The following is a 23,196-nucleotide window of genomic DNA, read 5'->3' as shown; positions in this document are numbered from 1 at the left end:
CCTAATTCTTAGCAGCACCATTGCCACAAAAAAAGACGTCCCAGCCAAAGCCGGAACGCCGTTTATTGATATGCTTATTTGAGACCGTATTTCTTGTTGAAACGATCGACCGCACCATCGGCCTTGGTAAACTTTTGCTTACCAGTGTAGAATGGATGTGAATCTGACGTAATTTCAACACGGATCAATGGGTAAGTGTTACCATCTTCCCATTCAACAGTTTCTGCTGAAGTTGCTGTTGAACCAGAGATGAACTTAAAGCCAGTAGTTGAGTCCTGGAACACAACTAAGTGGTAATCTGGATGAATTCCTTTTTGCATTGTATTTCGCTCCTTTGCCCTGAATCATTTGCTGAAACAGAGATTATCATAGTTTTAACCAACGATAAACATGTTATCACGAATCACAGCTTCTCGTCAACCTACAAAGTAGCCTAACTGTCAGTATTAACGACGCGGTCGCCGGGTTGATTGACCAGTAAACTTTAAGCTAGCCAAATCACGAACAAACTCAGTGTTGGTCTTCGTGTGTTTCAAGAATTGTAAGAGCTGTTCGGTGTACTCTAACGCATTGCCAGTCATTGACCGCCGAATCTGCCAGACCGGTTCCAAATTCTTACGACTAACCAATAATTCTTCTTTACGTGTGCTGGATTGTTTCAAATCTAGCGCTGGGAAGACCCGCCGTTCAGCTAATTCACGGGATAGTTGTAATTCTGAATTTCCGGTTCCTTTGAATTCTTCGTAAATCATGTCGTCCATCCGGCTACCCGTATCAACTAACGCGGTGCCTAAAATCGTTAGACTACCACCTTCCTCGATATTCCGGGCTGAACCGAAGAACCGTTTGGGCTTATAAAACGCCGTTGGGTCAACCCCACCAGATAATGTCCGCCCACTAGACGGAATCACCAAATTATAAGCTCGCGTTAGGCGGGTAATCGAATCTAACAAGATAATCACATCCTGTTTGTCTTCGACTAACCGCCGCGCGCGTTCAAGTACCAATTCTGCAACGCGAACGTGATTTTGCGGTTGCTGATCAAAGGTGGAACTAACCACTTCTCCCTTGATCGACCGTTCTAAGTCAGTCACTTCTTCTGGTCGCTCATCAATCAGTAACATAATCAACTTCGCTTCCGGATAGTTAGCCACAATTCCATTCGCAATATTCTTTAATAAAGTCGTCTTTCCAGCCTTTGGAGGGGCGACAATTAAGCCCCGTTGGCCAAAGCCAATCGGGACAAAGGTATCAATCAGACGAGTCGCTAAGATTGATGCCGTCGTGGATAATTTGATCTGTTTTTGTGGATAGAGCGGTGTTAATGCTGGAAAATGAGGGCGTTGCTTGGCCTCATTAGGATCCTTGCCATTGACCGTTCCAACTCGCATCAAGCCATAATACCGTTCATTAGGTCGTGGTGGCCGAGCTTGTCCCGCCACGTAATCACCATTACGAAGCCCAAAGCGATGAATTTGCGACTGAGAAATATAAATATCTTCCTGTGAAGGCCCGTAGTTAATCGGCCGCAAAAAACCATAGCCCTCTTGGGTAATAATTTCCAAGACGCCTTCCATTTGCACAAAACCACGTTTTTTATCCTGTTCACGGAGAACGGCTAACGAGAGCTCCTTCTTATTCATCTGTGAATAATAAGAAATCTTATACTCACGAGCATAGTTATAAATTTCTTTTAACGTCTTTTGCTCGAGATCGTGCATTGTTAAAATTTTTTCCATAACCACTGTTCTTTCTTAGCTGTCAATCGTTAGTTTTCTGGCACTTCCTCATCGGCTGCAATTTCAACATCCGCACCTAGTGTATGCAACTTATCAATGACCCGGTCATAACCTCGCAAAATATTATCAGCACGACTAATCTCCGTAACACCGCTAGCTGCTAAGCCTGCGATCATCAGTGCTGCTCCAGACCGAATCTCACCAGCCTCAACGTGTGCGCCTTGCAAGTGTGACGAATGACCAACTACGATAAGATTATCTTGAACCCGAATGTCTGCGCCCATCTTACGTAATTGTTCAACATGTTGCGTTCGCTGCGGGTAGATGGTGTCAATGACCACACTACTACCATTAGCTCGTAATAATAATGGCGTAATCGGTTGTTGTAAGTCAGTTGCAAAGCCAGGGTAAGTCATCGTCTTAACCCGAATTGGGTCCAAATCATTGGACCGTGGAACGTAAATACTGTCTTCATTGATTTGAAGATCAACGCCCATCTCAACTAATTTGGCGGTAAAGGACTCCATATGTTCTGGAATCACATTTTTCAGCAAAATGCCATCACCAATCGACGCGGCTAATGACAAATACGTCCCCGTTTCGATTCGATCAGGAATAATCGTGTGCGTTGCCCGTGAATGTAAAGCCGGTACGCCTTCGATGCGAATAACGTCCGTCCCAGCACCCCGAATCTTAGCACCCATATTGTTCAAAAAGGTTGCCAAATCAATGATTTCGGGTTCCTTAGCCGCATTTTCAATCGTCGTCGTCCCATGGGCCTTAACAGCAGCCAAAATAATATTAATCGTGGCACCAACGGAAACCACGTCCAAAAAGATGCGCGCGCCGTGAAGACCTTCCGTACCAGTTGAAATGAATACAGAATCATTTTCTTCCACAACATTAGCACCAAGGGCCTTAAACCCCTTAATATGTTGATCAATTGGCCGTGGACCAATATTATCACCACCAGGAAACGTCACCGTGGCCCGGTTAAAGCGCCCAAGTAAAGCGCCCATAAAGTAGTAAGAAGCCCGCAAACTTTTAATCGCGTGACTCGGTAATTCAGATTCTTCAATATTTGTTGGATCAATTGTTAGAACATCGTTTTCAAAAGTGGAATGGACGTTCATCGACTCTAAGATGAGTCGCAAGTTGTGAACGTCTAAGATGTGCGGAACCGTATCGAATTGGACCGGAGTGTCTGCAAGAATCGCAGCAGGAATCAGTGCGACGGTACTATTTTTTGCGCCACCGATCGTTAATTCCCCAGAAAGTCGTTTTCCGCCATGGATTATCATTTTTTTCATAACATAACTTTCCTCGCTAAATAAGTGTCACACTGTATCATACAATCATTAACCATAATAAAGAATCTCTGTCAAAAATACAACCAATATCAGGAAACTGTAATCTTTTTACGCAATAAAATCATCAACTCGACTAATTTAAGCGCTTTCGTAAATGATTTGGTAAGATAATTAAGGTAAATTCACACAATTTAAGGTGCCGTCCAAAGTTACGACGCAGTGCAGCTTGTCCTGATGACAACAGTTAGAACTATTACATGAATAACGCCATTATCGGCCACCTATTTCACTATTATAATACTATGTATCCCTCCGTATGTGTTGTACTGACTAACAAAGATCCAACTAAGCGGCACATCTTAATCGTGTTCAAATGACAAATGCTAACTAGAACACTGTAATACGCGTTGCACTAGTTACTGTTTGGGATAAATCATGATTAAAACATGCTGGTTAGGTGGTTTGTTGTTCATCAGCACGTGTGCGTCCTATGCCGACCTCCGGGGCTGGGTGCCAATTGCTGGAACGCAGCCGACGTCGATTTGAGCTAACGCCCAACCCGCGTCATCTCAAATACGAGTCTTATTCTAAGCCGGAAGCAGTTCACTTCCGACTAAGAATAATTTGGCTACTGAGCATTGTCACCCAGCCCCTACGGCCGGTAAGCCGCTCGAATGGCAGATAAACGGCCACTTAACTTGGTACAATTGCTCGTTGTATATTCTGATATTGGAACTTCAATTAAACACTAAGCTATCATTGACTATTTTTTAATACTAGTATCGTGATTTAGAATCAGATAAACTATCACAATAGCATTATCAGTTTGACAGTTGAATGACAAAATTACTGATCGTGAAAAGCAACGACTAGTTCATTAAAAAATTGGGTACGTCGATGTCTGCCATTCGAATACTATCCCGACTGGAAGGCGTTTCGGCCAATGCTCAGCGGTTCCAGAGTGTGAGGTTCAGACGGGGTGAGACTGAGGATTAGCCTAGCTATGACGTTAAGCGGTGAATTTCCGCTTGGCGGCATAGCGTAGCTAACCGGAAGTCTCAGTCTGACCCGAACACATTTCGACAATATTGCATTGGGGCGTGGAAGACCAGTATTTAAGACGTGGTTTTCGGCTTAAATCTGTGTCCACCGCGTTCCAGCAATTGGCAGAAATGCCTGGAAGTCGGCTTAGAACGAACTAGCAAAGCATGTTTACGCTAACTCGCACTTTTTCCAGCGGGCCTAAGCTGGCTGTTTTTGATCTTAACTGTTTGGCACGTTTTAACCATGATTCATGACAGACTAACTAGCACAACGCATATGTATTATAAAAAATAGAAGAGTGCTAATGCGTGTGATGAATATCACTGGCATTAGCACTCTCTGGACTGAATTGAACCTGATGGACTATCAGCATTCATCACTAATCACTTCCTTATTTAATTAATAACGACCTGTTACCCGTTAATCGCAAGCAGCTGTTTAATATGTTGGGGCTTCATATTAAGTTCGCGCAACTGCAATAACGTCTGCTTTAAGTTTTCATATTCGGTTTCCGTATACAAGCGACTCTCAAAACCAATCTGATAAGCTTCGGCAATTGTAAACAAATCGCGTCGTAACCGGCGTCGAATTTCGTTCGGTGTCAACATTGGCATCACCTCCATTTATTATTCATCATAATACCATATAATATGCCGCTCAACGGTATATGATACGATTTGATAATCTTTGATAACTGACAAAAATAGTAATTGATCCCCACTACACCAGCCTTTCAACTTGATTTTAGCTAATGAAAATTGCATGAGATTTATCATGATAATAATCAGTTGATTACCAAATCGATAAAGCCATTAACAGCCCTGTTCTGATAATTCTTAATAACACACAGAAAATTTCCACCGTAATCCTCAGAAATATCATTCTAAACAAACTTTCATAAAAACCGGCTGCTTTCCAAACCTGAATCCCATGAAAATATATGACTAATTTTAAATGCTATGGTAGGAAAACACTAATGAATAAACTGTTGGCCTCTGCCTGATTGCCACGATTGTTTATCTGTAGTATGCACCTTAGGATTCAAGTAGATTTCAGTCCTCACGACATGCCCCTTCACAATTAGCTACCGAGTCGTTATCAAGCGCTTAATCGCAATTTTAGCGGCGTTCGCTGATATGCCATTTCTCAGCCACTAGCTCGCTATGGCTTATTAGCATTACTGGCTCTACGAATGGAGAATTGACCGGCCACGACTGAAGACTGCGTTAATTGGGGCCGCCCAGTTCGAAAAAACAAAACTGATTTAAAATGCGTCAGCCAACACACTAATATCCCGTGTTGGCTGACGCATTTTCCAATAATTATGACGATTTGTGGCTGTAGCAATTTCTACTTTGCCTCTGTAAAGCCTTGTCACCATCACGTAAATTCAATAATGGTGAGCCTACGATTTAATTAATCGCTTACAATTACGTCGTTCAATTCTGCTGTAGATCTTCATCTTTGACGGTCTGCAAATAACGGTAAACACTCGGATCAGAAACTTTCAGTACTTTAGCGGCCTCGCTAACTGAATCCTTCAATAGGAAGTAACCTTGATGATATAAGCTACGCACAATTTCTAACTTTTCATTTTGCTTTAAATATTCCACAGAGACCCCATACTTGGCACAAACTACTTGGGTCACTTCCCGCGCCAAATCAGTGATGGAAGTTGTCAGATGCTCCGGTGCGACGGGCGTGTCATGGATCGTTTCCCTAGCCGGGGTACCTTTAAGTTGATGAATCGTCGGTGAGTTCAAATGCTTGTAGCTTGCCATGACCTTCAACACTTGTTCCTGCAAATCATCTAAGGCGCTATCATCCGTGTTGATACAAATCATCCCAACGATCTCACCATCCAATCGCAAAAAGTAAGTCGATGACCGTAGTGAGTGCTTACCTTGCGAAACACCCTTATAGTTAGCTAAATAATCCCGCTTTTCAGCTTTACCAGCCTTCATCGTCCGCAGTGCTAAGTCAGTTGCAGGATCACCCACTTGCCGATGCGATATGTGGGAATTGCGAATCGCCACAACGGAGTGATTCAAATCCAACAAGTCGTTCAAGACAACTTCACTACTTGGGCCTAGGATATCTGCTAAAAAATCAACAAACGGAATAAACTCGCGTACATATTCTTGCTCAGCTGTTAATGGTTTTTGCATAACGGCACTCACCTCACTATTTTTTTACAACGTTATGACTTAATATTATTTTATCACACTGATAAAATGTTAATACATGTAACTGTATAAACATCTAATTAAAAAAGATGATCTCGCTTTTAGTAAGCTCATCATCTTTTCGCGACACTTTTATGCATGAACTTGTGAATTAGTCGATCGCCCAAAAATCTTTTCTTTCATCCGAATACCGGTTGGTGTCGCTGCTAGACCACCCAAACCAGTTTCTCGAAGCGCCTTTGGCAAGCCCTTACCGACTTTATCCATCGCAGCAATGACTTCATCCGCTGGAATCTTGTTCGTGCAACCAGCCAAAGCCATGTCAGCCGCAATCAGCGCATTACCGACCCCAATCGCATTCCGCTTAACACACGGTAATTCAACTAACCCAGCAACGGGATCACAGACCAATCCTAGCAAGTTACTAATAGCCATGGCCAAAGCTTCGGCGCTTTGTTCGGGCGTCCCACCAGCCACTTCAACTGCGGCTGCCGCGCCCATCGCCGACGCACTACCAACTTCAGCTTGGCAACCGCCAGTCGCACCAGCAATTCCAGCATTATTAGCAATGACCATCCCAAAGGCGCCAGCTGTAAATAGGAACTGGATCATCTGATCACGGTTGAGGTTCATTCGGTCTTTCAACGTGAAGATCACACCAGGTAGCGTCCCCGTTGATCCAGCCGTTGGTGTCGCACAGACGACTCCCATCGAAGCGTTAACTTCATTAGTTGAAATCGCGTTCTGAACAGCTTGCATCATCGTATCTCCTGATAAGCTGTGCCCTTTTTGACGATACTTTTTCAAGAGAACAGCTTCACCACCAGTCAAACCAGTCGTTGAATAGACCCCGTCGCCAGCAGCCCCCTTATTAACAGCAGCTTCCATGACGTCTAGATTCCGCCCCATCGTGTGCCAGATTTCTTCGCGGCTTGTTTGCGATGTTTCCATCTCTTGTTCAATCATTAATTCGTAGATTGGCTTCTTAGTTTCCTTGGCTGCTGTTACTAGTTCTGCTACGCTCATATACATAATAACTGACCTCCCCTGATTATAAGTAAACTAAATTTGCGTGTCCCTGCGCTAATTTTTTGATTTCATCCTGTTTGAGACGGCGATCCAAGTCATATTCATATAAATTACCCCGGTCCGTCTTATAATGCTGTTGGTCGTTTACTTTAGTTAGGTCAGCCAACTGTTTGGTCACGTGCTGATGGTCATTCTCGCCACCCTGAACTAACAAGATAGGAAGTGGCCCTTTCGGTTTAACGTCAAAACCATCCATCTTAATTTCACGAATTTCGATGGTCCCACCACCGATTGAGCATCCAGCGACCGTCACTTGCTTATCATCATTCTTTAAGTCAATGATGGCGGTGTTCGGGTGGTTGATTGGGCTATCGTCAGGCTCTTCGATAAAGGTAATATTCATCCCCTGATCCCGGGCCAAACCAATGGCATATGGGACCCGGCTATCATCAGGATCAAAGCCAAGAATACCACTAATAATCGCGTAGTCCGTTCCGTGGCCCTTATGGGTTTGAGCAAATGATTCATAGTAATGAATGACAATATCTGTCGGTTTCTCCCGAAAAATGCTATTCGCTGCTCGACCAATCGCACACGCCCCCGCAGTATGGGAACTGGAAGGCCCAATCATAATCGGGCCAATAATATCAAAAACACTCTTATAGTTCACCGTCATTTTAGTCATCCTCCTATTTGAATCATCACGTTAAATTAAGCTTTGGCACGGGCAACTAGCACTTCTTTGCGCATTCATCGTCAGTACACCATTTCTAAACTTTATGAATCTTGAAATTACGGCACAAGCAAGCACCAAAATTATACTGATGAGAAAGCACAAAGCCGTTGTAATCAAAACTTTCATTTCTGAATTAATCTAGCCTCCAGTATGGCCATTCGATTCGCGACCCTCACGAACCCCAACACCGTCATGAGAATCTCGTCAATAACACTAGTAACGAGATTTATGACAAAATTGGCTTCAATAATATTAACCAATGTGAATTCATCCCGTATTTTAGTCAGATTACTAAACAAACAATTTGATGATATTGAACAGGATACCACTAACTGCGATTAAGCCAATTACCACAACAAAGACATTACTGTGTTTGCCGGCATATTGCTGTAACTTAGGACTTTTATGAATGGCATACATTGGCATCAAGAACAAGATAAACGCAATGATTGGTCCAATGATGGTTTCAATCATTCCCATAATGGAAGGATTGATCCAGGCAACTATCCAGGCACTTAGTAGCAGAACAAGGTCAACAATTGTAGAAACAGTTCGACTTGGAAGCGTCTTGTCGGATTTTTCTTCCATCTTACGAATAATCCCACGTAAGCCTTCACTCGTTCCTAGGTAATGCCCTAAAAAGGACTTGGCGATTGCAATAAAGGCAATCACGGGAGAGACATATTTAATAATTGGACTATTAAAAGCAGTCGCAACGTAATCAAGGATTGAGACATTTTCATTCTTAGCTTCAAGAATTTGGTCCGGGGTCAACGCCAAGGTACAACTAATAACAAAAAACATCGCAACAACGAACATCAATGTTTCAGCTGAAAATAGAATTGTCGAAATCTTCTTATCGACTTTGTCCTTACCATCCCCACTATATTCTTTACGTTCGGCAACGGAAAACGAAGAGATGATCGGCGAATGGTTAAATGAAAAGATCATAACAGGAATAAGTAACCACAAGTTTCCTAAAGTTCCAACCAAGTGTCCCCCAGATACGGAACTGGAAAATGTTGAGAGAATTGCGCCATTCCAATGTGGAATAAGATAAAAGGAAAATAGAACGATTACAATAATAAATGGAAAGGCCAGACCGCTCATAACTTTGGTAATCAAAGAGGTACCAAAGCGTGCAATTCCAATGAGGATCCCAACAAGTACTAACGACAACAGCCAACGAGGTGGTGTTTGCATGTGCATTTGGTCGGTAATAAATTTCGATACCGTATTCGTAATAGAAACAGAATAAACTAATAAAATTGGATAAATGGAGAAGAAATAAATAATGGTAAAAAGCAATCCAATCTTAAAGCCAAAATGTTGTTCAACAACATCAGTAATGTCATCACCATCATTTTTAGCCGACAGGACAAACCTACTCAGGCCCCTGTGAGCAAAAAACGTGGTTGGCAGAGCTAAAATAAGTATCATGATGATACCAAGAATACCAGCCGTACCAACCCCAATAGGCAAGAATAACACGCCAGCCCCAATCGCGGTTCCGAACAAACTCAGCATCCAAAAGGTATCATTTTTTCTCCAACCCTTAAATATATTTGTCATTTTTAAGTCTCCTTTTTATAACGTTGTTCTGGTCACACCAGAGAATGTGCTAACATAACCTGCATGAATAACCCTCCTATTAGATTTAACGTCTCGACTCGCTGTAAAGCGTCGCTTTGTGATAAATATCACTTTAGAGTCGTGAAAACCCTTTCTTTACGATAAAATATTATCACGGTGACAATTATCGTTCATGTGAGCCCAATTAGCAAGATTAAATATTTCCGATGTTAAATTAAAAAGGACTGAGATTATCATAACAGTTCTAGCCTGCACCCATCTCAATCCTAGTGATATTAAGTTTAACACTCAATTAAATTATTTGAATAATAATTTATTCTCATGATAATTTTATTTTATTTCAGTCATCCCATGCATGTATGGTTGTAATACTGTGGGAATCTTAACGGTCCCATCGGCTTGTTGGCAATTTTCCAAAATTGCCGCCACCGTCCGACCAACAGCTAGCCCGGAACCATTTAGTGTATGAACGTAATCGACCGTCCCATCAGCTTTCCGGTAACGAATCATCGCCCGACGCGCTTGGAAATCTAAGCAATTAGAGCATGAACTGATTTCCCGATAAACGCCTTGTTCTGGCATCCACACTTCAACATCGTAGGTCTTTGCCGATGAGAAACCAGTATCACCCGTTGAAAGCTTGATAACATGGTATGCAAGCCCTAATTCGCGTAACACTTCTTCGGCATTATCCGTTAATTTTTCGAGCTCATCGTATGAATTCTCTGGTTTACAGTACTTAACCATCTCGACTTTGTGAAATTGGTGCATGCGAATCAAGCCCCGAGTATCACGACCAGCACTCCCCGCTTCGGACCGATAACAGGGCGTCATCGCCGTGAAGTACGTTGGTAATTGATCTTCAGATAAGATTTCATTCGCGTAGTAATTGGTCAGCGGTACTTCAGCCGTTGGAATCAACGTCATTCCTGAAGATTCAACCGTGTAGACGTCTTCTTTGAACTTAGGAAATTGGCCAGTCCCATACATCGTCTGGGCGTTCACCAAGTATGGTGGAATGATTTCGTGATACCCTTGCTTTTGCGTGTGCAGATCCAGCATAAAACTGTAAACTGCCCGTTCTAACAGTGCGCCAGCGTCCTTATAGTAGACGAAGCGTGCGCCTGAGACTTTCGCTGCCCGGTCAAAATCCAAGATTCCTAAGCTTTCACCTAATTCCCAGTGCGCCTTAGGCTTAAAATCAAAGGTTGGAATGTTGCCATGCTTACGCATCTCAACGTTACTATCTTCGTCAGGACCGACTGGTACATCATCGGCTGGGAGGTTCGGGAAACGAATGGCTAAGTAATGAAGCCGATCGTTAACTTCCGTCTGGGCGGCTTCCGTACTCTTAATATCACCGTTCAGCTGTTTGACTTGTTGAATCAATGCTTGCCCCGTCTCTGATTGCGGATCACTTTGGCCAATTTGTTCCGTCAACTTATTCTTCTTCTTCTTCAAGCCTTCAACCTTAGTAATTGCATCGCGGTTTTGTTGGTCTAACTGTAGATATTCATCGACCTCAGCCGGATCAACTTTCCGTGACTGAAGCTTAGCCTTAACCAGTTCTGGGTTATTACGAACAAACTTTGGATTTAACATACGAAAAACCTCCTTAAAATTAAAACGTCCCATAGTCTTTGTCTGAAAGACTATGGGACGTTTCTATCAACGTGGTACCACCCAATTTACTGCTCTACGAGTATATCGTCTCACCGTGACCTCTTAAAAACGAGGTCAGACGCTAAATGGCGGATTCATCAGTCCAATCAACCAACTTTCAGCAACCGTTGGCTTTCTAAATAACCAGATTAACTACTAGCCCATTATGTTTGCGTTTTCAATTTACACCTATAATTTAGACCTCCTACCGATAGTTGTCAATAGTTTTTTATTATCATTTTGTTTTTCTATTATTAAAATAATCATTTATTGTTGCCAACTCATTATTATCCATAATTAGCACCACGAATAGCCGTGGATATTGCTGATCAAATCAAGCGCTTGACCATCACTAATTATCAGCGACTAAAAAAGCACGCTAACGTTAGCCAGCGTGCTCACATTTTGGTCGTAAACTTTTATGCCTTAGCCTTACCAGTTTGGTTAGCGGCATCGATGAATGCCTTGAATAACCCTTCCGGACGGTTAGGCCGTGATAAGAATTCTGGATGGTATTGTGAGGCTACGAAGAAACGCTTCTTAGGTAATTCAATCACTTCAACTAATCGGTTGTCAGGTGAAGTTCCTGAGAAGACCATGCCTTTAGCAGTCATCGCTTCACGATACTTATTATTGAATTCATAACGATGACGGTGCCGTTCCATGACAACTTCTTCGTTATGGTAAGCCTTAGCCGCAACCGTTCCTGGCTTCAGCTTGCAAGGGTAAGCACCTAAACGTTGCGTGCCACCCATGTCTTCAACATCTTCTTGGTCTGCCATCAAATCAATGATATTATCTGGCGTATTTGGATCGATTTCAGCTGAATTAGCATCTTTCAAACCAAGCACATTGCGTGCAAATTCAACGCTAGCCATCTGCATACCAAGGCAGATCCCTAAGAATGGGACGTCGTTTTCACGAGCATACTTAATAGCGGTAATCTTGCCTTCAATCCCACGATCACCAAAACCACCAGGAACTAAGATGCCGTCAGCATCACCCAGTAGATCTTCAACATTTTCTGGTGTGACATCTTCTGCTGAGATCTTCTTCAACTCAATCTCAGCATCGTCCGTGTAACCAGCATGCTTCAGCGCTTCAGTCACTGAGATGTAGGCGTCTTGTAACGCCACGTACTTACCAACTAGCGCAATCTTAATTGTCCGTGATAAGTTTTGAACGTGGTGTTCCAGATCGACCCATTCACTCATGTCGGCCTTAGGTGCCTGTACACCAAAATGATCCAATACGATTTGGTCCATATTTTGTTTCTGAACATTCAACGGAATTGAATAGATCGTCTTAACGTCTAAGGATTCAATGACTGCTTCCGGTTCAACGTCACAGAAAGATGCAATCTTATTCCGCATTTCCCGCGTAATCGGTTGTTCAGTCCGGACAACTAACATGTTCGGCTGAATCCCATAACTCCGCAATTCCTTAACAGAATGTTGCGTTGGCTTCGTCTTCATTTCACCGGCTGCTCGTAAATATGGAATCAGCGTCGTATGAATATAAAAGACGTTATCGGAACCCAAGTCACTCTTCATTTGGCGTAAAGCTTCAATAAATGGTAAGGATTCGATATCACCAACCGTCCCACCAATTTCAGTGATGACAATATCTGAATCTGTCGTGGTACCGGCGCGCATGATTTTTTCCTTAATCGCATTCGTGATATGTGGAATTACTTGCACCGTAGCACCTAAATAATCACCCCGCCGTTCCTTTTGCAGAACTTCTGAATAAATCTTACCGGTGGTAACATTTGAATATTTATTAAGGTTAATATCAATGAAACGTTCATAATGCCCAAGGTCCAAGTCAGTTTCGGTCCCATCATCAGTAACAAAGACTTCACCGTGTTGATAAGGACTCATCGTACCAGGATCAACGTTGATATAGGGATCAAACTTTTGAATCGTGACTTTTAAGCCCCGGTTCTTTAATAAACGCCCTAGCGAAGCAGCGACGATACCTTTACCAATGGATGACACAACGCCACCAGTTACAAAAATATATTTGGTCATGTGATAACTCCTTAAAGATTTATTTCGTGGGGTGGTATAAATAAAGAAAGCTCCCTATTTCAGCAGAAATAGGGAGCTAATTACGATCGTTTGTCTCGGGTATTACTACCAGAGAGCCCAAATAAGATAATACAAGGAGATTCCCTTTTCGTCAAGGAAAAATCTTGAAAAACTTATTTCGATTCGTCTTCCTCGTCATCGTAGTCATCATCATCATCGTCATCATTTAACTCTGATAATTGACCTTCGATACCGTCCGGCAATGTTTCATCGGCAACGTCGTCCGTATCATCAACACCGGCAAGTTCATCATACTTGCTGCTTGCTGAATCATCAGTATCGTCGTCATCCGTGTCGTCATCGTCATCAAAGTTATCATCATCTTCGGGATCATCGTCATCGTAATCGATAACGTCATCATCATCCCCAGCATCAGCCAAGAAGGCGTTAACCTTCTTACGCTTCTTGCGCTTTGGCCGATCCTCATCTTCGTCATCGTCCGTATGGATTACGGCTTCGTCAATGGATTCAAATGGGTACCATGCACGCAGGCCCCACATATTGTCACCGAGCGAAATGAAACTACCGTCGATATTAAGATCGGTATAAAATTGTGATAAACGCTCCCGAATTTCTTCGTCGCTTTTACCTAAATATGATTGCACAGCGTTGGTCAAGTCGGCAAAAGCCATCACATCACCATGTTGTGATAAGATCGCGTGAGCAACCTCGATTAAAGATAATTCGGACTTTTTTTGTCCATCAAATTGTTTTAGTTCCAAACTGGTGCACGTCCTTTCCACAGTTTATAGTACATAATACCAAATTAAGCCGTGAATTGCAATCGCAACTTGTAGTTACCAAGTAACTGTTCACCCGCATATAAATCATAATCGACATTCACTTCACCCGAAAACGGCCGTTCTCGTAACCGTACCCGCAACATCGGTGTCACCGTTTCGACTGGCAACATCCCCATTGGCGTCTGATAGTGTGCGCGCACCCGTTTACCATTTGAAAAGTGCAAGCGCAGCCGATTTTCCGCACTTCGAGTTAATACAACATCCCCATTGGCTGCCAACTTGATCGTCACTGGGATAGGTTCTGGCGCATCGTCATTAACCTCTTTATACCGCAAGTAAAATGCGTCACCCATCTGAACTAATTGGCCATCGACATCCAATGCATAGTTCGCCGTATCACCATCTTGCCGTGCCCGCGTTTCTAAGTGAATCGCCACCGGAACACCAGTTGTTAAATCATCCATATTTGGACCTCCTAATCATTCAAAATCACACGCTGAATTGCCCGTCTGCAATCATCGTGTACCACACTAGCTATTTTACTATTATCTTTTCAACGTTCACGATTTCGCGTACCATCGCACACCCATCGTCAAACTTTCTGTTTAATTATAAGCCATTCATGCTGAAATAACTAAAAATAGGACTAAAAGCATCCTGGAAATCAACTGACCGCTGCAGCCCATTGTCAGCAACATGATGACACCGACTTAAGCCAAAGTTCACGTTCCAAACATCTTCCGGTCGGGATTACCTTCAATGTAACAATGATTAATAATGGCAAAACCACTCGCATAACGCTTATTCAGTCAATTTAACCACCTCAATGCAACGGTCGCACTTTTCTAGTATAATTAGTGATGATACGGACAACGGTGGCGGTTTCATCATTCTTACTGGCCCCATGTTCGGTAATATCGGATAACGGGGTGACATTTTGACGGAACCAACCATCGCAACTTTAAGCCAGAAATATGAACCAGCAGCTATGCTGGACAGTTTTGCCTACACCAATGCCTTGCTCTGGCTCACAGCAGTGCGTCAGCAACCCATCGTGCATTTTTGGCAATTACAACCGACCGTTATCCTTGGCTTACTAGATCAACGACTACCACAGCTTGCCACCGGATTAGCACAATTACGGGCTGCTAACCATCAGATCATGCTTCGTAATTCTGGTGGATTAGCTGTCGTTGCTGATCCTGGCGTGCTCAACGTCTCGTTATTCTTACCAGCAACGCGTGAGCGCTATTCTATTACAGCAGCTTATCAGTTAATGGTCAACTACGTTCAAGCAGTCTGGCCGCAATTAAGCATCGTTACTGGTGAAATTACGCGCTCATACTGCCCTGGTGATTATGATTTAAGTATCGCTGGCCGAAAAATTGCTGGGATGTCGCAACGCCGGACTGCCAACGCACTAGTTATCATGCTTTACGTAAGCGTTGACGGTGACCAAACATTCCGGAGTCAACTTATCCAACACTTTTATCAAGTTAGCTTAGCAGGTCAGCATGACAAACGTTTTCCAGACGTTGATCCACGAGTCATGACGACGGTTGCTGATCAGCTAGCAACGTCTTATGGTGTCGCCGAAGCACAGCATCGTTTCATGACCGTTTTGGCGCAGTATGGTCTGGTTGACACAACGAGTTTGCCGTTAGTCACCGAAGAACCTGAATTTCAAGCACACTTAAATCAAGCCTATCAACAAATGCAGCGGCGTCAACAACGCCTGCATCACTGAAAGAAGGAATTAATTTGGCTTATCGCCAGCAATTATTGCCCATGGAAAAGGTCTTTCGCGACCCGGTTCATGATTATATTTATATTCAACACCAAGTCATTCTTGATTTGATCAATACTTCTGAATTTCAACGGTTACGCCGCATTAAACAACTTGGAACAACCTCGTTGACCTTTCACGGAGCGGAACACTCCCGTTTTGGTCATTGTCTTGGCGTTTACGAAATCACTCGCCGAATCTGTGATAATTTCGAACGTAACTATCCGACCCAGGCTCCTGGCGACGGTGGTTGGGACGATCATGAACGGCTAGTAGCGTTATGTGCCGCACTATTACACGATATCGGTCATGGACCTTACTCACACACGTTCGAGCATATTTTTCACACCGACCATGAGGCCCTAACTGTTCAAATCTTGACGTCACCTGAAACTGAAGTTAATCAAGTTTTACAACAGGTCTCGCCAGACTTCCCTGCCCAGGTTGCAGCTGTTATTCAGAAAACATATCCAAATCCCCAAGTCGTCCAGATGATTTCGAGCCAAATTGACGCTGACCGTATGGATTACCTCTTGCGGGATTCCTACTTTACTGGCACTAACTACGGTAATTTTGACCTGACACGCATTTTACGCGTCATGAAACCATATCAGGGTGGGATTACATTTGCCATGGAAGGTATGCATGCCGTGGAAGACTACATCGTCAGCCGGTTTCAGATGTACATGCAAGTCTATTTCCATCCAGTATCACGCTCCATGGAAGTTATTCTGGACCGCCTACTTGAACGTGCCAATGACCTTTATCAAAGTCACGCGGTCGATGCTGAAGCTACCCCGGTAATGCTATTACCATTTTTCAACAACGACTTTACGTTGCACGATTATTTGCGGTTAGACGACGGCGTCTTAAATACTTATTTCAGCCATTGGCGCGACAGCCGTGATCAAATTCTCGCCGACCTGGCCACCCGTTTCTTAGATCGCCGTCCACTAAAGTCGGCTCGAGTTGATGAGACGACTCAGCCATTAATTCCAGCATTGCAAAAATTAATTGAACAAGCTGGTTTTGATGCGCACTACTACACCGACACCAATGATAGTTACGATTTACCTTATGATGCCTATGATCCCAAGATGAAGAAACCCCGTACCCAAATCGAACTCCAGCAAAAAGACGGCTCATTATTAGAACTATCAACTGTCAGTGACCTAGTACGTGCCATTACCGGGAAGGTCTCCGGTGATCAGCGTTTCTTTTTCCCGAAAGAGATGCTCAGCGAGAACGCTGAAAGCGACCTATTTAAGCCAATCTATCAAGAATTTCAACAGTATATTTTGAACGATCGTCTAGTCGTCCCACACTAATTTTTGGAGGAATTACAATCATGTCAGTCAAGCTTATCGCCATCGATATGGATGGTACCTTACTCAATGAACACAGTGAACTAAATCCCGCAACTATTCAGGCAGTCCACGATGCCAACGCTCAAGGAATCAAAGTGGTGATTTGTACCGGACGACCATTAAGTGGTGTTACTCCCTTCCTGAAACAATTAGGCCTCACTGGTGAAGATAATTACGTCATCACGTTTAACGGCTCAATGGTGCAAACGATTACCGGTAATATTATTACTGGCCTCACCTTGTCACATAACGATTACATCGACATCGAAACACTCAGTCGCAAGCTCAATGTCCATTGCCACGTTGAAAGTGAGGATCATATTTATACCGCTAATCGCAATATCAGTCCTTACACGGTTGGTGAAAGTGCTTTAGTAAACATGCCGATTCGTTTTCGAACCCCGGAAGAAATGCGCCCCGATTTGCCAATCGTCAAGTGCATGTTCATCGATCATGGTCCGTTGCTAACTGCTGCCATTGAACAATTACCAACAGCCTTTTCAGAACGCTTCACCATTGTTCGCTCTGAAGCATACTTCCTAGAATTCATGAATCCGGCCGCAAGCAAAGGTAATGCCTTAAAAACCTTAGCCAATCATCTACATTTAACTGCTGATGAAGTCATGGCCATTGGTGATCAGGGCAATGATTTGAGCATGCTGCGCTACGCTACTAATAGTGTTGCAATGGGTAACGCAATTGATGAAGCTAAGCAAATTGCCCGTTACGAGACTAAGACTAATATTGACGATGGCGTCGCACATGCCATTGAAACGTGGGCATTATCATAATTTAGCACGATTCAAAATTTTGAAGCAGCGCCAATTGCTCGTTAAAAAACAAGCAATTGGCGCTGCTTTTTACATTGTTAACCACATACTTTTAGAACCATCAATTACGCTAACCACTGGCTAATTATAAATAATTCAGTAACCCATCAAAAGTACCTGAGACAAAACAAATTATGCTCAGTTTCTTAAGAAAAGACTTCTTCTCAAGAAACTGGGCATAATTTTTCTATCAATATTGTCGCAACATGCGCCACAGGGTTGTTTACTCCACTTACCCTAATCCAGCAACTATTCCAAACTTCCAAGCTCAGGAATAATCGCCGAATTTATGTTAATGCGTGCAAGCCAACCACTTTTTGTCCGACGCACTTTATCATTCCTGTTATTCAAAGCTACCAGTCGCACTATTTTCCTTAGTGACATTACCACTATCAGGATAGTAACGATAGGTATCCGTTACCGTCTTAGAAGCCGAAGAACTAGCCGCATCCGCCGCATAAATTGCGGTAATTTGATAGTAAGTGCTCGTCTCCTTAGTAATATTAAATTCAGTGTCTGTAGCAAATGTAACGCCAGACGCATCTTGGAACTGTTTAATAATCGCTGAAGTCGTCAGTTCCGAAGAACTGCTGCTGGCAGACTTGCTACTATTCGACGAACTCGTCATTGTTGAAGTGTCAGCGCTAGTGCTATCAGTACTACTGGAAGTCGCACTATTATCACTAGAACTAGTTACCGTACTAGAGCTAACCACCGTTGAGCTATCACTACCAGAACTCGTTGATTGTGACGCCTCATAATTCATAATGGCTTGTTTCATGGCCAAAGCTTTCTTTTGTAATTCCTTGATAACTGGATGTGTTGCTTGCACACTATCTAACTTATCAATATTGGCCTTCGCAGCGGCCAAATCATGAATGCTTAATTCATCACGGGCAGCGTTATAGTAACCATTGGCTAACTTAACCGCCTGATACTGTTTAATCAAGTTTTTCCGGGCAGCAATAAAGCTGGCGTCGGTCGTACCGTCATAGCTACTTAACGTATCAAAATAACCCTTAGCGAGACTCAGTTGATTATTTTCAAGCGCTTCTTCGGCTTCTTGATAGTATTTCAACCCAGTCGCTAATGTTTTGACTGCTGCATTCGATTCGGAAGCCCGCGCTAGTGTCTTCCGAGCAGCGGCAATTTTTTGTTGCGAAATTTGCTGATCAGCTTTGGTTATGACGGCCGTTGTACTGTTATTAGTAGCGGTCGTGGCCGAACTTGCGGTTACGCCTCCGGTATTTTTGGCGCAACCTGAGAGTGTGAGTAATCCTAGCAGGACAATCACAATCAGCGGCCAAGATGCTCGATAGGCATGATCCACGGCAAACCCCTCCTTTTTATCATCCCCCATTATACCATTAATCGTGATTGCGTTTTTTTCAAAGCTCTGAGTGATGACCTTACTAAATTAACCGAACCAACGCCGCCACATAACAAACTGCTAAGCTAATAACAACCGCTAAGTTGGCCCACCGATACATCACAATTAAAGCCAAGTATTCCCGAAACATGGCAAACGGCAAGTAGTAGAGGGGCGTTCGTGCCCCAATTCCTATCAAATCAAGGTGCAGTTGGCGTGCAAAAATATTAGCACGGAGCACGTGGTACCCGCTAGTGACAATTACCGCCCGATAAAAGGGTTGTTGCCGCACAATCAAGGTATGTGAAAATTGCAAATTCTCAATCGTTGAGGTTGATTGATTTTCTTCTTGAATCGTATCCCGTGGTACTCCATGATCGATCAGGTACTGACGCATGGCGGTACTTTCCGCCATAACCTCATCGGCTCCCTGCCCACCAGAAACAATGATCGTGACGGGCTGATGATAGCGGGCGCGCTGATGATAGTAGTACTTGGCCGCCGCTTGAAGCCGATATGCCAGTGTGCGGGTTGGCTGCCCGTTAGGCATTAACCCCGCCCCCAACACGATAATATGATCAATCTGTCGACGACGCCCTAGCCTAGTCGTGACACACGCCAATAAGTACGCTATAAAGCTAAACGTAAAATAAGCCGTTAATAACAATGCTAAGCCCAACAATTGCCACAGTCGACGCGAATTCCACAGCAGCAAGTTAATGCCTGATAAAGTCAGCATCACAACTAGCAAGCCACCCACGATTGCTAATAAACTGTAATGAAACGCCCAGCCTTCTTTGCGAATTAACCGATAACTATACCGGACAAAACTAATACCCACAACTAAGATTACAATAGGTAATAACGTGTATGCTGCGATTTTCGCACCGACCAACATAAACTGCCACGTGGGGCTTGCTTGGGAACTGAAACGATAGTAAGCGCTTAACAAAAAGCCAATGATTGCAATTAAAAACAGATGTCCAGTTAGCCAGTGGCGTCGATCCGTCAATTGTAAGGTCAACCCACTAACCATGGCCAAGCTCCCCCAATAAAATGGTGTCATGGCAACACCCCCTTAACTTATATTTTAATCATTTTCAAGATTCATGCTAGTCATTCATGAATAAAAAAAGCGTCGGTAACCCGACGTCGGCTTGCATTATCCGTTCCGTACTATCACCTAATGCCTAGTGAAACGCACCAAAACGAAAAATTCGTTGATATACGGCGTCCAGTCCACTCTTAATTAGGTGCCAATCCGCACTAGATAACACTTTTACTTTACCACTTTTGCCTATTACTGCAACCTAAAAAGCGCCAAATCAGCAATTGCTAATTTGACACTTCGTTAATTAATTTTCTTCGTTATGAAAACGGTTTTTAAATAATGGACTAACTGGTTTATTCTCGTGAATAAACTTGATGGCTTGACCCATTAATTGGCCAACTGAAACTTGTTCGATCTTATCGATTCGCTTAGCAGCTGGTAATTCGATTGAATCCGTCACAACTAATTTCTTAATTGGCGACTTTTCAATCCGTTCGATGGCAGGACCTGACAGAACTGGATGCGTACAACTGGCATAAACTTCCGTTGCCCCCGCATCAACCAATGCCTGGGCTCCTAAAGTAATCGTTCCGGCCGTATCAATCATATCATCAATCATGATGGCCCGTTTGCCCTTAACATCACCAATAATATTCATCACTTCAGCAACGTTAGCACGTGGCCGGCGCTTATCAATGATTGCAATGGGGGCCTTCAAGAATTCAGCTAATTTACGTGCCCGAGTCACACCACCGTGGTCAGGTGAAACAACCACAGCATTTTCATCCAAGTGGTGGTTCAGGAAGTAGTCAGCTAACAGTGGCGCACCCATTAAGTGATCCAATGGGATATCGAAGAAGCCTTGAATTTGGGCAGCATGAAGATCAAGTGCCAAAATCCGCGTTGCACCAGCTGTTTCCAACATGTTTGCAACTAACTTAGCGGTAATTGGTTCGCGAGAACGTGCTTTACGATCTTGTCGTGCATACCCATAATAAGGAATAACCACATTAATGGTCTTGGCACTGGCGCGACGTAAGGCGTCAATCATAATCAATAGCTCCATCAAATTATCATTAACGGGAGCGGAAGTTGATTGAATGATATAAACTTGGTCACCACGAATACTTTCCTCAATGTTAATGCGAATTTCGCCATCGCTAAAGCGATCGACCGAAGTCTTACCTAACTTAACTCCAACGGCGTCCGCGATTTTTTCTGCCAATGGTTTATTTGAATTCAAAGCAAAGATTTTTAACTTTGGATCAAAATACTGTTCTGACATAATTTCCTCCATTCGAAAATTTATTACTTACTAAATAATAGGCATTTTGCTAGTGAAAATCAAGCCCCAACAACAAGGCAAAATTGCGTAAGACTGGGCTGGAAGCACGACTTTCGGCAATCTAAGCCCCTTCACGAATAAAGATTAAAGTTTCGTGAGGTCAGTTAACCTGGCTACCGTATAACAAACTCAACTAATGATACCGCTATCAGTTGTAATTAATATTGATAACTAGCTTAGAATAATAACGATACGGTTATTCAGTTATCTGAATACTGCTTACATTACCTAGCTAACTTCCAATTTGCTGGCACCGCACAAATACCTGTCGATAGCTATACCTTGTCTTCACCGCTGTGAATAATCCATTCATGCCTGACCACTATATTTCAATGATGCTGATTCAGATAATTCACCACGTCACGGCCCAAGCGATTCATCCCTTGATATTGTTGATACTGGTGCCCACTTTGAGCCATGACAACAATACTATATGATCCTTGCTTAGTTTTAAAAATTGCCGCATCATTTTGTACGCCTTTATCTGGGTATTCGCCAGTCTTATTATAAACCGTAGCGTGCTTGACGAGGTACGGTAACTTACTATGATTGCGACATCCTTTGAGTAAGGTCAACATCTTATTATCATATGACCTACCTAACAATTTATGTCGATAGGTCAACGTCAAGAAGCTTGTCAGATCAGCCACTGAAGTGTAATTATCGCGGCCATGACGCAAAGCGTTCGTATCAAGCATATAGCGTTGTAAAACTGTTTGTTTGAATCGATAATGCTTGATAGTTGCGTTAATCGTCTTGAAGCCCCCGGCACGCTTGATTAACCGATTAGTTGCACTATTATCAGAATTGTGAATCATTAACTTTAAATCACTTTGATCCTGGTTCGTCAGCCGTAGCTTTCGCTGCTGTACGCGCCGATAAATTGTTAGCATAACATAAACTTTGATCGTACTAGCTGAGCGCTGTCGGGTAACATGCTGATTCCCCGTTTGAACTGTTAACTTGCGCTTACCTAACCGAGTCACCTTGACCGACCAACGACCACCTAGCGATTTCAAATCACGGCGTACTATTTTTTTGACCGCCGTCTGTTCATTTTTAATACTAGTGGCATGCACTGGTGCTGCCCAACGAAAACTGCTAAACAATGCCAGACCACAAATAACGCCACGCACCCACCGCTTCGTTTGCATTCAAACACCTCCAAGTTTCTCCCCATCCGTGAACTCCTCGCCAATTATACCAATTTCACAGTTTGAATTAAATCATCCATTGAACACTATCGTTAACTTATAATCAAAAAGACTATCCAAGCAATTACTCACTTGGATAGTCTCTGAATTCAACAATTA

Annotated in this window: 19 protein-coding genes; 3 read left to right on the top strand and 16 right to left on the bottom strand. The window is 43.2% G+C overall.

Annotation, left to right across the window (positions count from 1 at the left end; all coding sequences use genetic code 11):
* Nucleotides 1-74 precede the first annotated feature (74 nt).
* From LP667_RS02055 to LP667_RS01985, 12 genes are all read right to left on the bottom strand, one after another.
* Nucleotides 75-320, bottom strand: coding sequence for a type B 50S ribosomal protein L31 (locus LP667_RS02055; RefSeq protein ID WP_003637671.1), 246 nt, complete (start codon nucleotides 318-320; stop codon nucleotides 75-77).
* A gap of 126 nt (nucleotides 321-446) precedes the next feature.
* Nucleotides 447-1,739 carry a transcription termination factor Rho gene (rho, locus tag LP667_RS02050; RefSeq protein ID WP_021731863.1) on the bottom strand — a complete coding sequence of 431 codons (1,293 nt, stop codon included), beginning with the start codon at nucleotides 1,737-1,739 and terminating at the stop codon, nucleotides 447-449.
* A gap of 29 nt (nucleotides 1,740-1,768) precedes the next feature.
* Nucleotides 1,769-3,049 carry a UDP-N-acetylglucosamine 1-carboxyvinyltransferase gene (locus LP667_RS02045; protein WP_003642050.1) on the bottom strand — a complete coding sequence of 427 codons (1,281 nt, stop codon included), beginning with the start codon at nucleotides 3,047-3,049 and terminating at the stop codon, nucleotides 1,769-1,771.
* A gap of 1,457 nt (nucleotides 3,050-4,506) precedes the next feature.
* Entirely contained in the window at nucleotides 4,507-4,701 is a 195-nt protein-coding gene (locus LP667_RS02030) for a hypothetical protein (RefSeq protein ID WP_021731865.1), read from the bottom strand.
* 831 nt (nucleotides 4,702-5,532) lie between these two features.
* Nucleotides 5,533-6,261: a helix-turn-helix transcriptional regulator gene (locus LP667_RS02025; protein WP_021731867.1), complete on the bottom strand. Its 729-nt coding sequence runs from the start codon at nucleotides 6,259-6,261 to the stop codon at nucleotides 5,533-5,535.
* Nucleotides 6,262-6,411: 150 nt separating this feature from the next.
* Entirely contained in the window at nucleotides 6,412-7,311 is a 900-nt protein-coding gene (gene sdaAA / locus LP667_RS02020; RefSeq protein ID WP_021731868.1) for an L-serine ammonia-lyase, iron-sulfur-dependent, subunit alpha, read from the bottom strand.
* Nucleotides 7,312-7,330: 19 nt separating this feature from the next.
* Nucleotides 7,331-7,984 carry an L-serine ammonia-lyase, iron-sulfur-dependent subunit beta gene (gene sdaAB, locus LP667_RS02015; protein ID WP_021731869.1) on the bottom strand — a complete coding sequence of 218 codons (654 nt, stop codon included), beginning with the start codon at nucleotides 7,982-7,984 and terminating at the stop codon, nucleotides 7,331-7,333.
* Nucleotides 7,985-8,335: 351 nt separating this feature from the next.
* Nucleotides 8,336-9,616 carry an aromatic amino acid transport family protein gene (locus LP667_RS02005; protein WP_021731870.1) on the bottom strand — a complete coding sequence of 427 codons (1,281 nt, stop codon included), beginning with the start codon at nucleotides 9,614-9,616 and terminating at the stop codon, nucleotides 8,336-8,338.
* A gap of 351 nt (nucleotides 9,617-9,967) precedes the next feature.
* Nucleotides 9,968-11,239, bottom strand: coding sequence for a serine--tRNA ligase (gene serS / locus LP667_RS02000; RefSeq protein ID WP_021731871.1), 1,272 nt, complete (start codon nucleotides 11,237-11,239; stop codon nucleotides 9,968-9,970).
* A gap of 479 nt (nucleotides 11,240-11,718) precedes the next feature.
* A complete protein-coding gene (locus LP667_RS01995) occupies nucleotides 11,719-13,332 on the bottom strand; it encodes a CTP synthase (protein ID WP_021731872.1) in 1,614 nt (537 codons plus the stop codon).
* 173 nt (nucleotides 13,333-13,505) lie between these two features.
* Nucleotides 13,506-14,114 carry a DNA-directed RNA polymerase subunit delta gene (gene rpoE, locus LP667_RS01990; RefSeq protein WP_021731873.1) on the bottom strand — a complete coding sequence of 203 codons (609 nt, stop codon included), beginning with the start codon at nucleotides 14,112-14,114 and terminating at the stop codon, nucleotides 13,506-13,508.
* Between the two features lie 44 nt (nucleotides 14,115-14,158).
* Complete coding sequence (locus tag LP667_RS01985; RefSeq protein ID WP_021731874.1) at nucleotides 14,159-14,599, bottom strand: YwiB family protein; 441 nt, start codon at nucleotides 14,597-14,599, stop codon at nucleotides 14,159-14,161.
* Nucleotides 14,600-15,072: 473 nt separating this feature from the next.
* On the opposite strand from LP667_RS01985, the gene LP667_RS01980 reads away from it, so the two are divergent.
* Genes LP667_RS01980 through yidA form a run of 3 tightly spaced genes read left to right on the top strand, consistent with a single transcriptional unit; the run spans nucleotide 15,073 to nucleotide 18,079 of the window.
* Nucleotides 15,073-15,882, top strand: coding sequence for a lipoate--protein ligase family protein (locus LP667_RS01980; protein ID WP_021731876.1), 810 nt, complete (start codon nucleotides 15,073-15,075; stop codon nucleotides 15,880-15,882).
* Nucleotides 15,883-15,896: 14 nt separating this feature from the next.
* Entirely contained in the window at nucleotides 15,897-17,249 is a 1,353-nt protein-coding gene (locus tag LP667_RS01975) for an HD domain-containing protein (RefSeq protein ID WP_021731877.1), read from the top strand.
* 20 nt (nucleotides 17,250-17,269) lie between these two features.
* Nucleotides 17,270-18,079 carry a sugar-phosphatase gene (gene yidA, locus LP667_RS01970; protein WP_021731878.1) on the top strand — a complete coding sequence of 270 codons (810 nt, stop codon included), beginning with the start codon at nucleotides 17,270-17,272 and terminating at the stop codon, nucleotides 18,077-18,079.
* A gap of 382 nt (nucleotides 18,080-18,461) precedes the next feature.
* Here the strand turns inward: yidA and LP667_RS01965 are convergent, their stop codons facing one another.
* The 4 genes from LP667_RS01965 to LP667_RS01950 form a co-directional block, all read right to left on the bottom strand.
* Entirely contained in the window at nucleotides 18,462-19,478 is a 1,017-nt protein-coding gene (locus tag LP667_RS01965; RefSeq protein WP_244282797.1) for a hypothetical protein, read from the bottom strand.
* A gap of 52 nt (nucleotides 19,479-19,530) precedes the next feature.
* Nucleotides 19,531-20,553 (bottom strand): YdcF family protein, encoded by a 1,023-nt coding sequence (locus LP667_RS01960; protein WP_021731881.1) that lies wholly within the window; start codon nucleotides 20,551-20,553, stop codon nucleotides 19,531-19,533.
* Nucleotides 20,554-20,842: 289 nt separating this feature from the next.
* Nucleotides 20,843-21,823, bottom strand: coding sequence for a ribose-phosphate diphosphokinase (locus LP667_RS01955; RefSeq protein ID WP_003643830.1), 981 nt, complete (start codon nucleotides 21,821-21,823; stop codon nucleotides 20,843-20,845).
* A 389-nt stretch (nucleotides 21,824-22,212) separates the two neighbouring features.
* Complete coding sequence (locus LP667_RS01950) at nucleotides 22,213-23,037, bottom strand: serine hydrolase (protein ID WP_021731882.1); 825 nt, start codon at nucleotides 23,035-23,037, stop codon at nucleotides 22,213-22,215.
* Nucleotides 23,038-23,196: the final 159 nt, after the last annotated feature.

The organism is Lactiplantibacillus paraplantarum, from assembly GCF_003641145.1.
In the GTDB taxonomy this organism is placed as follows: domain Bacteria; phylum Bacillota; class Bacilli; order Lactobacillales; family Lactobacillaceae; genus Lactiplantibacillus; species Lactiplantibacillus paraplantarum.
The sequence above is the reverse complement of the archived record's forward strand: the minus strand, read 5'-3'. Positions and strand labels throughout refer to the sequence as shown.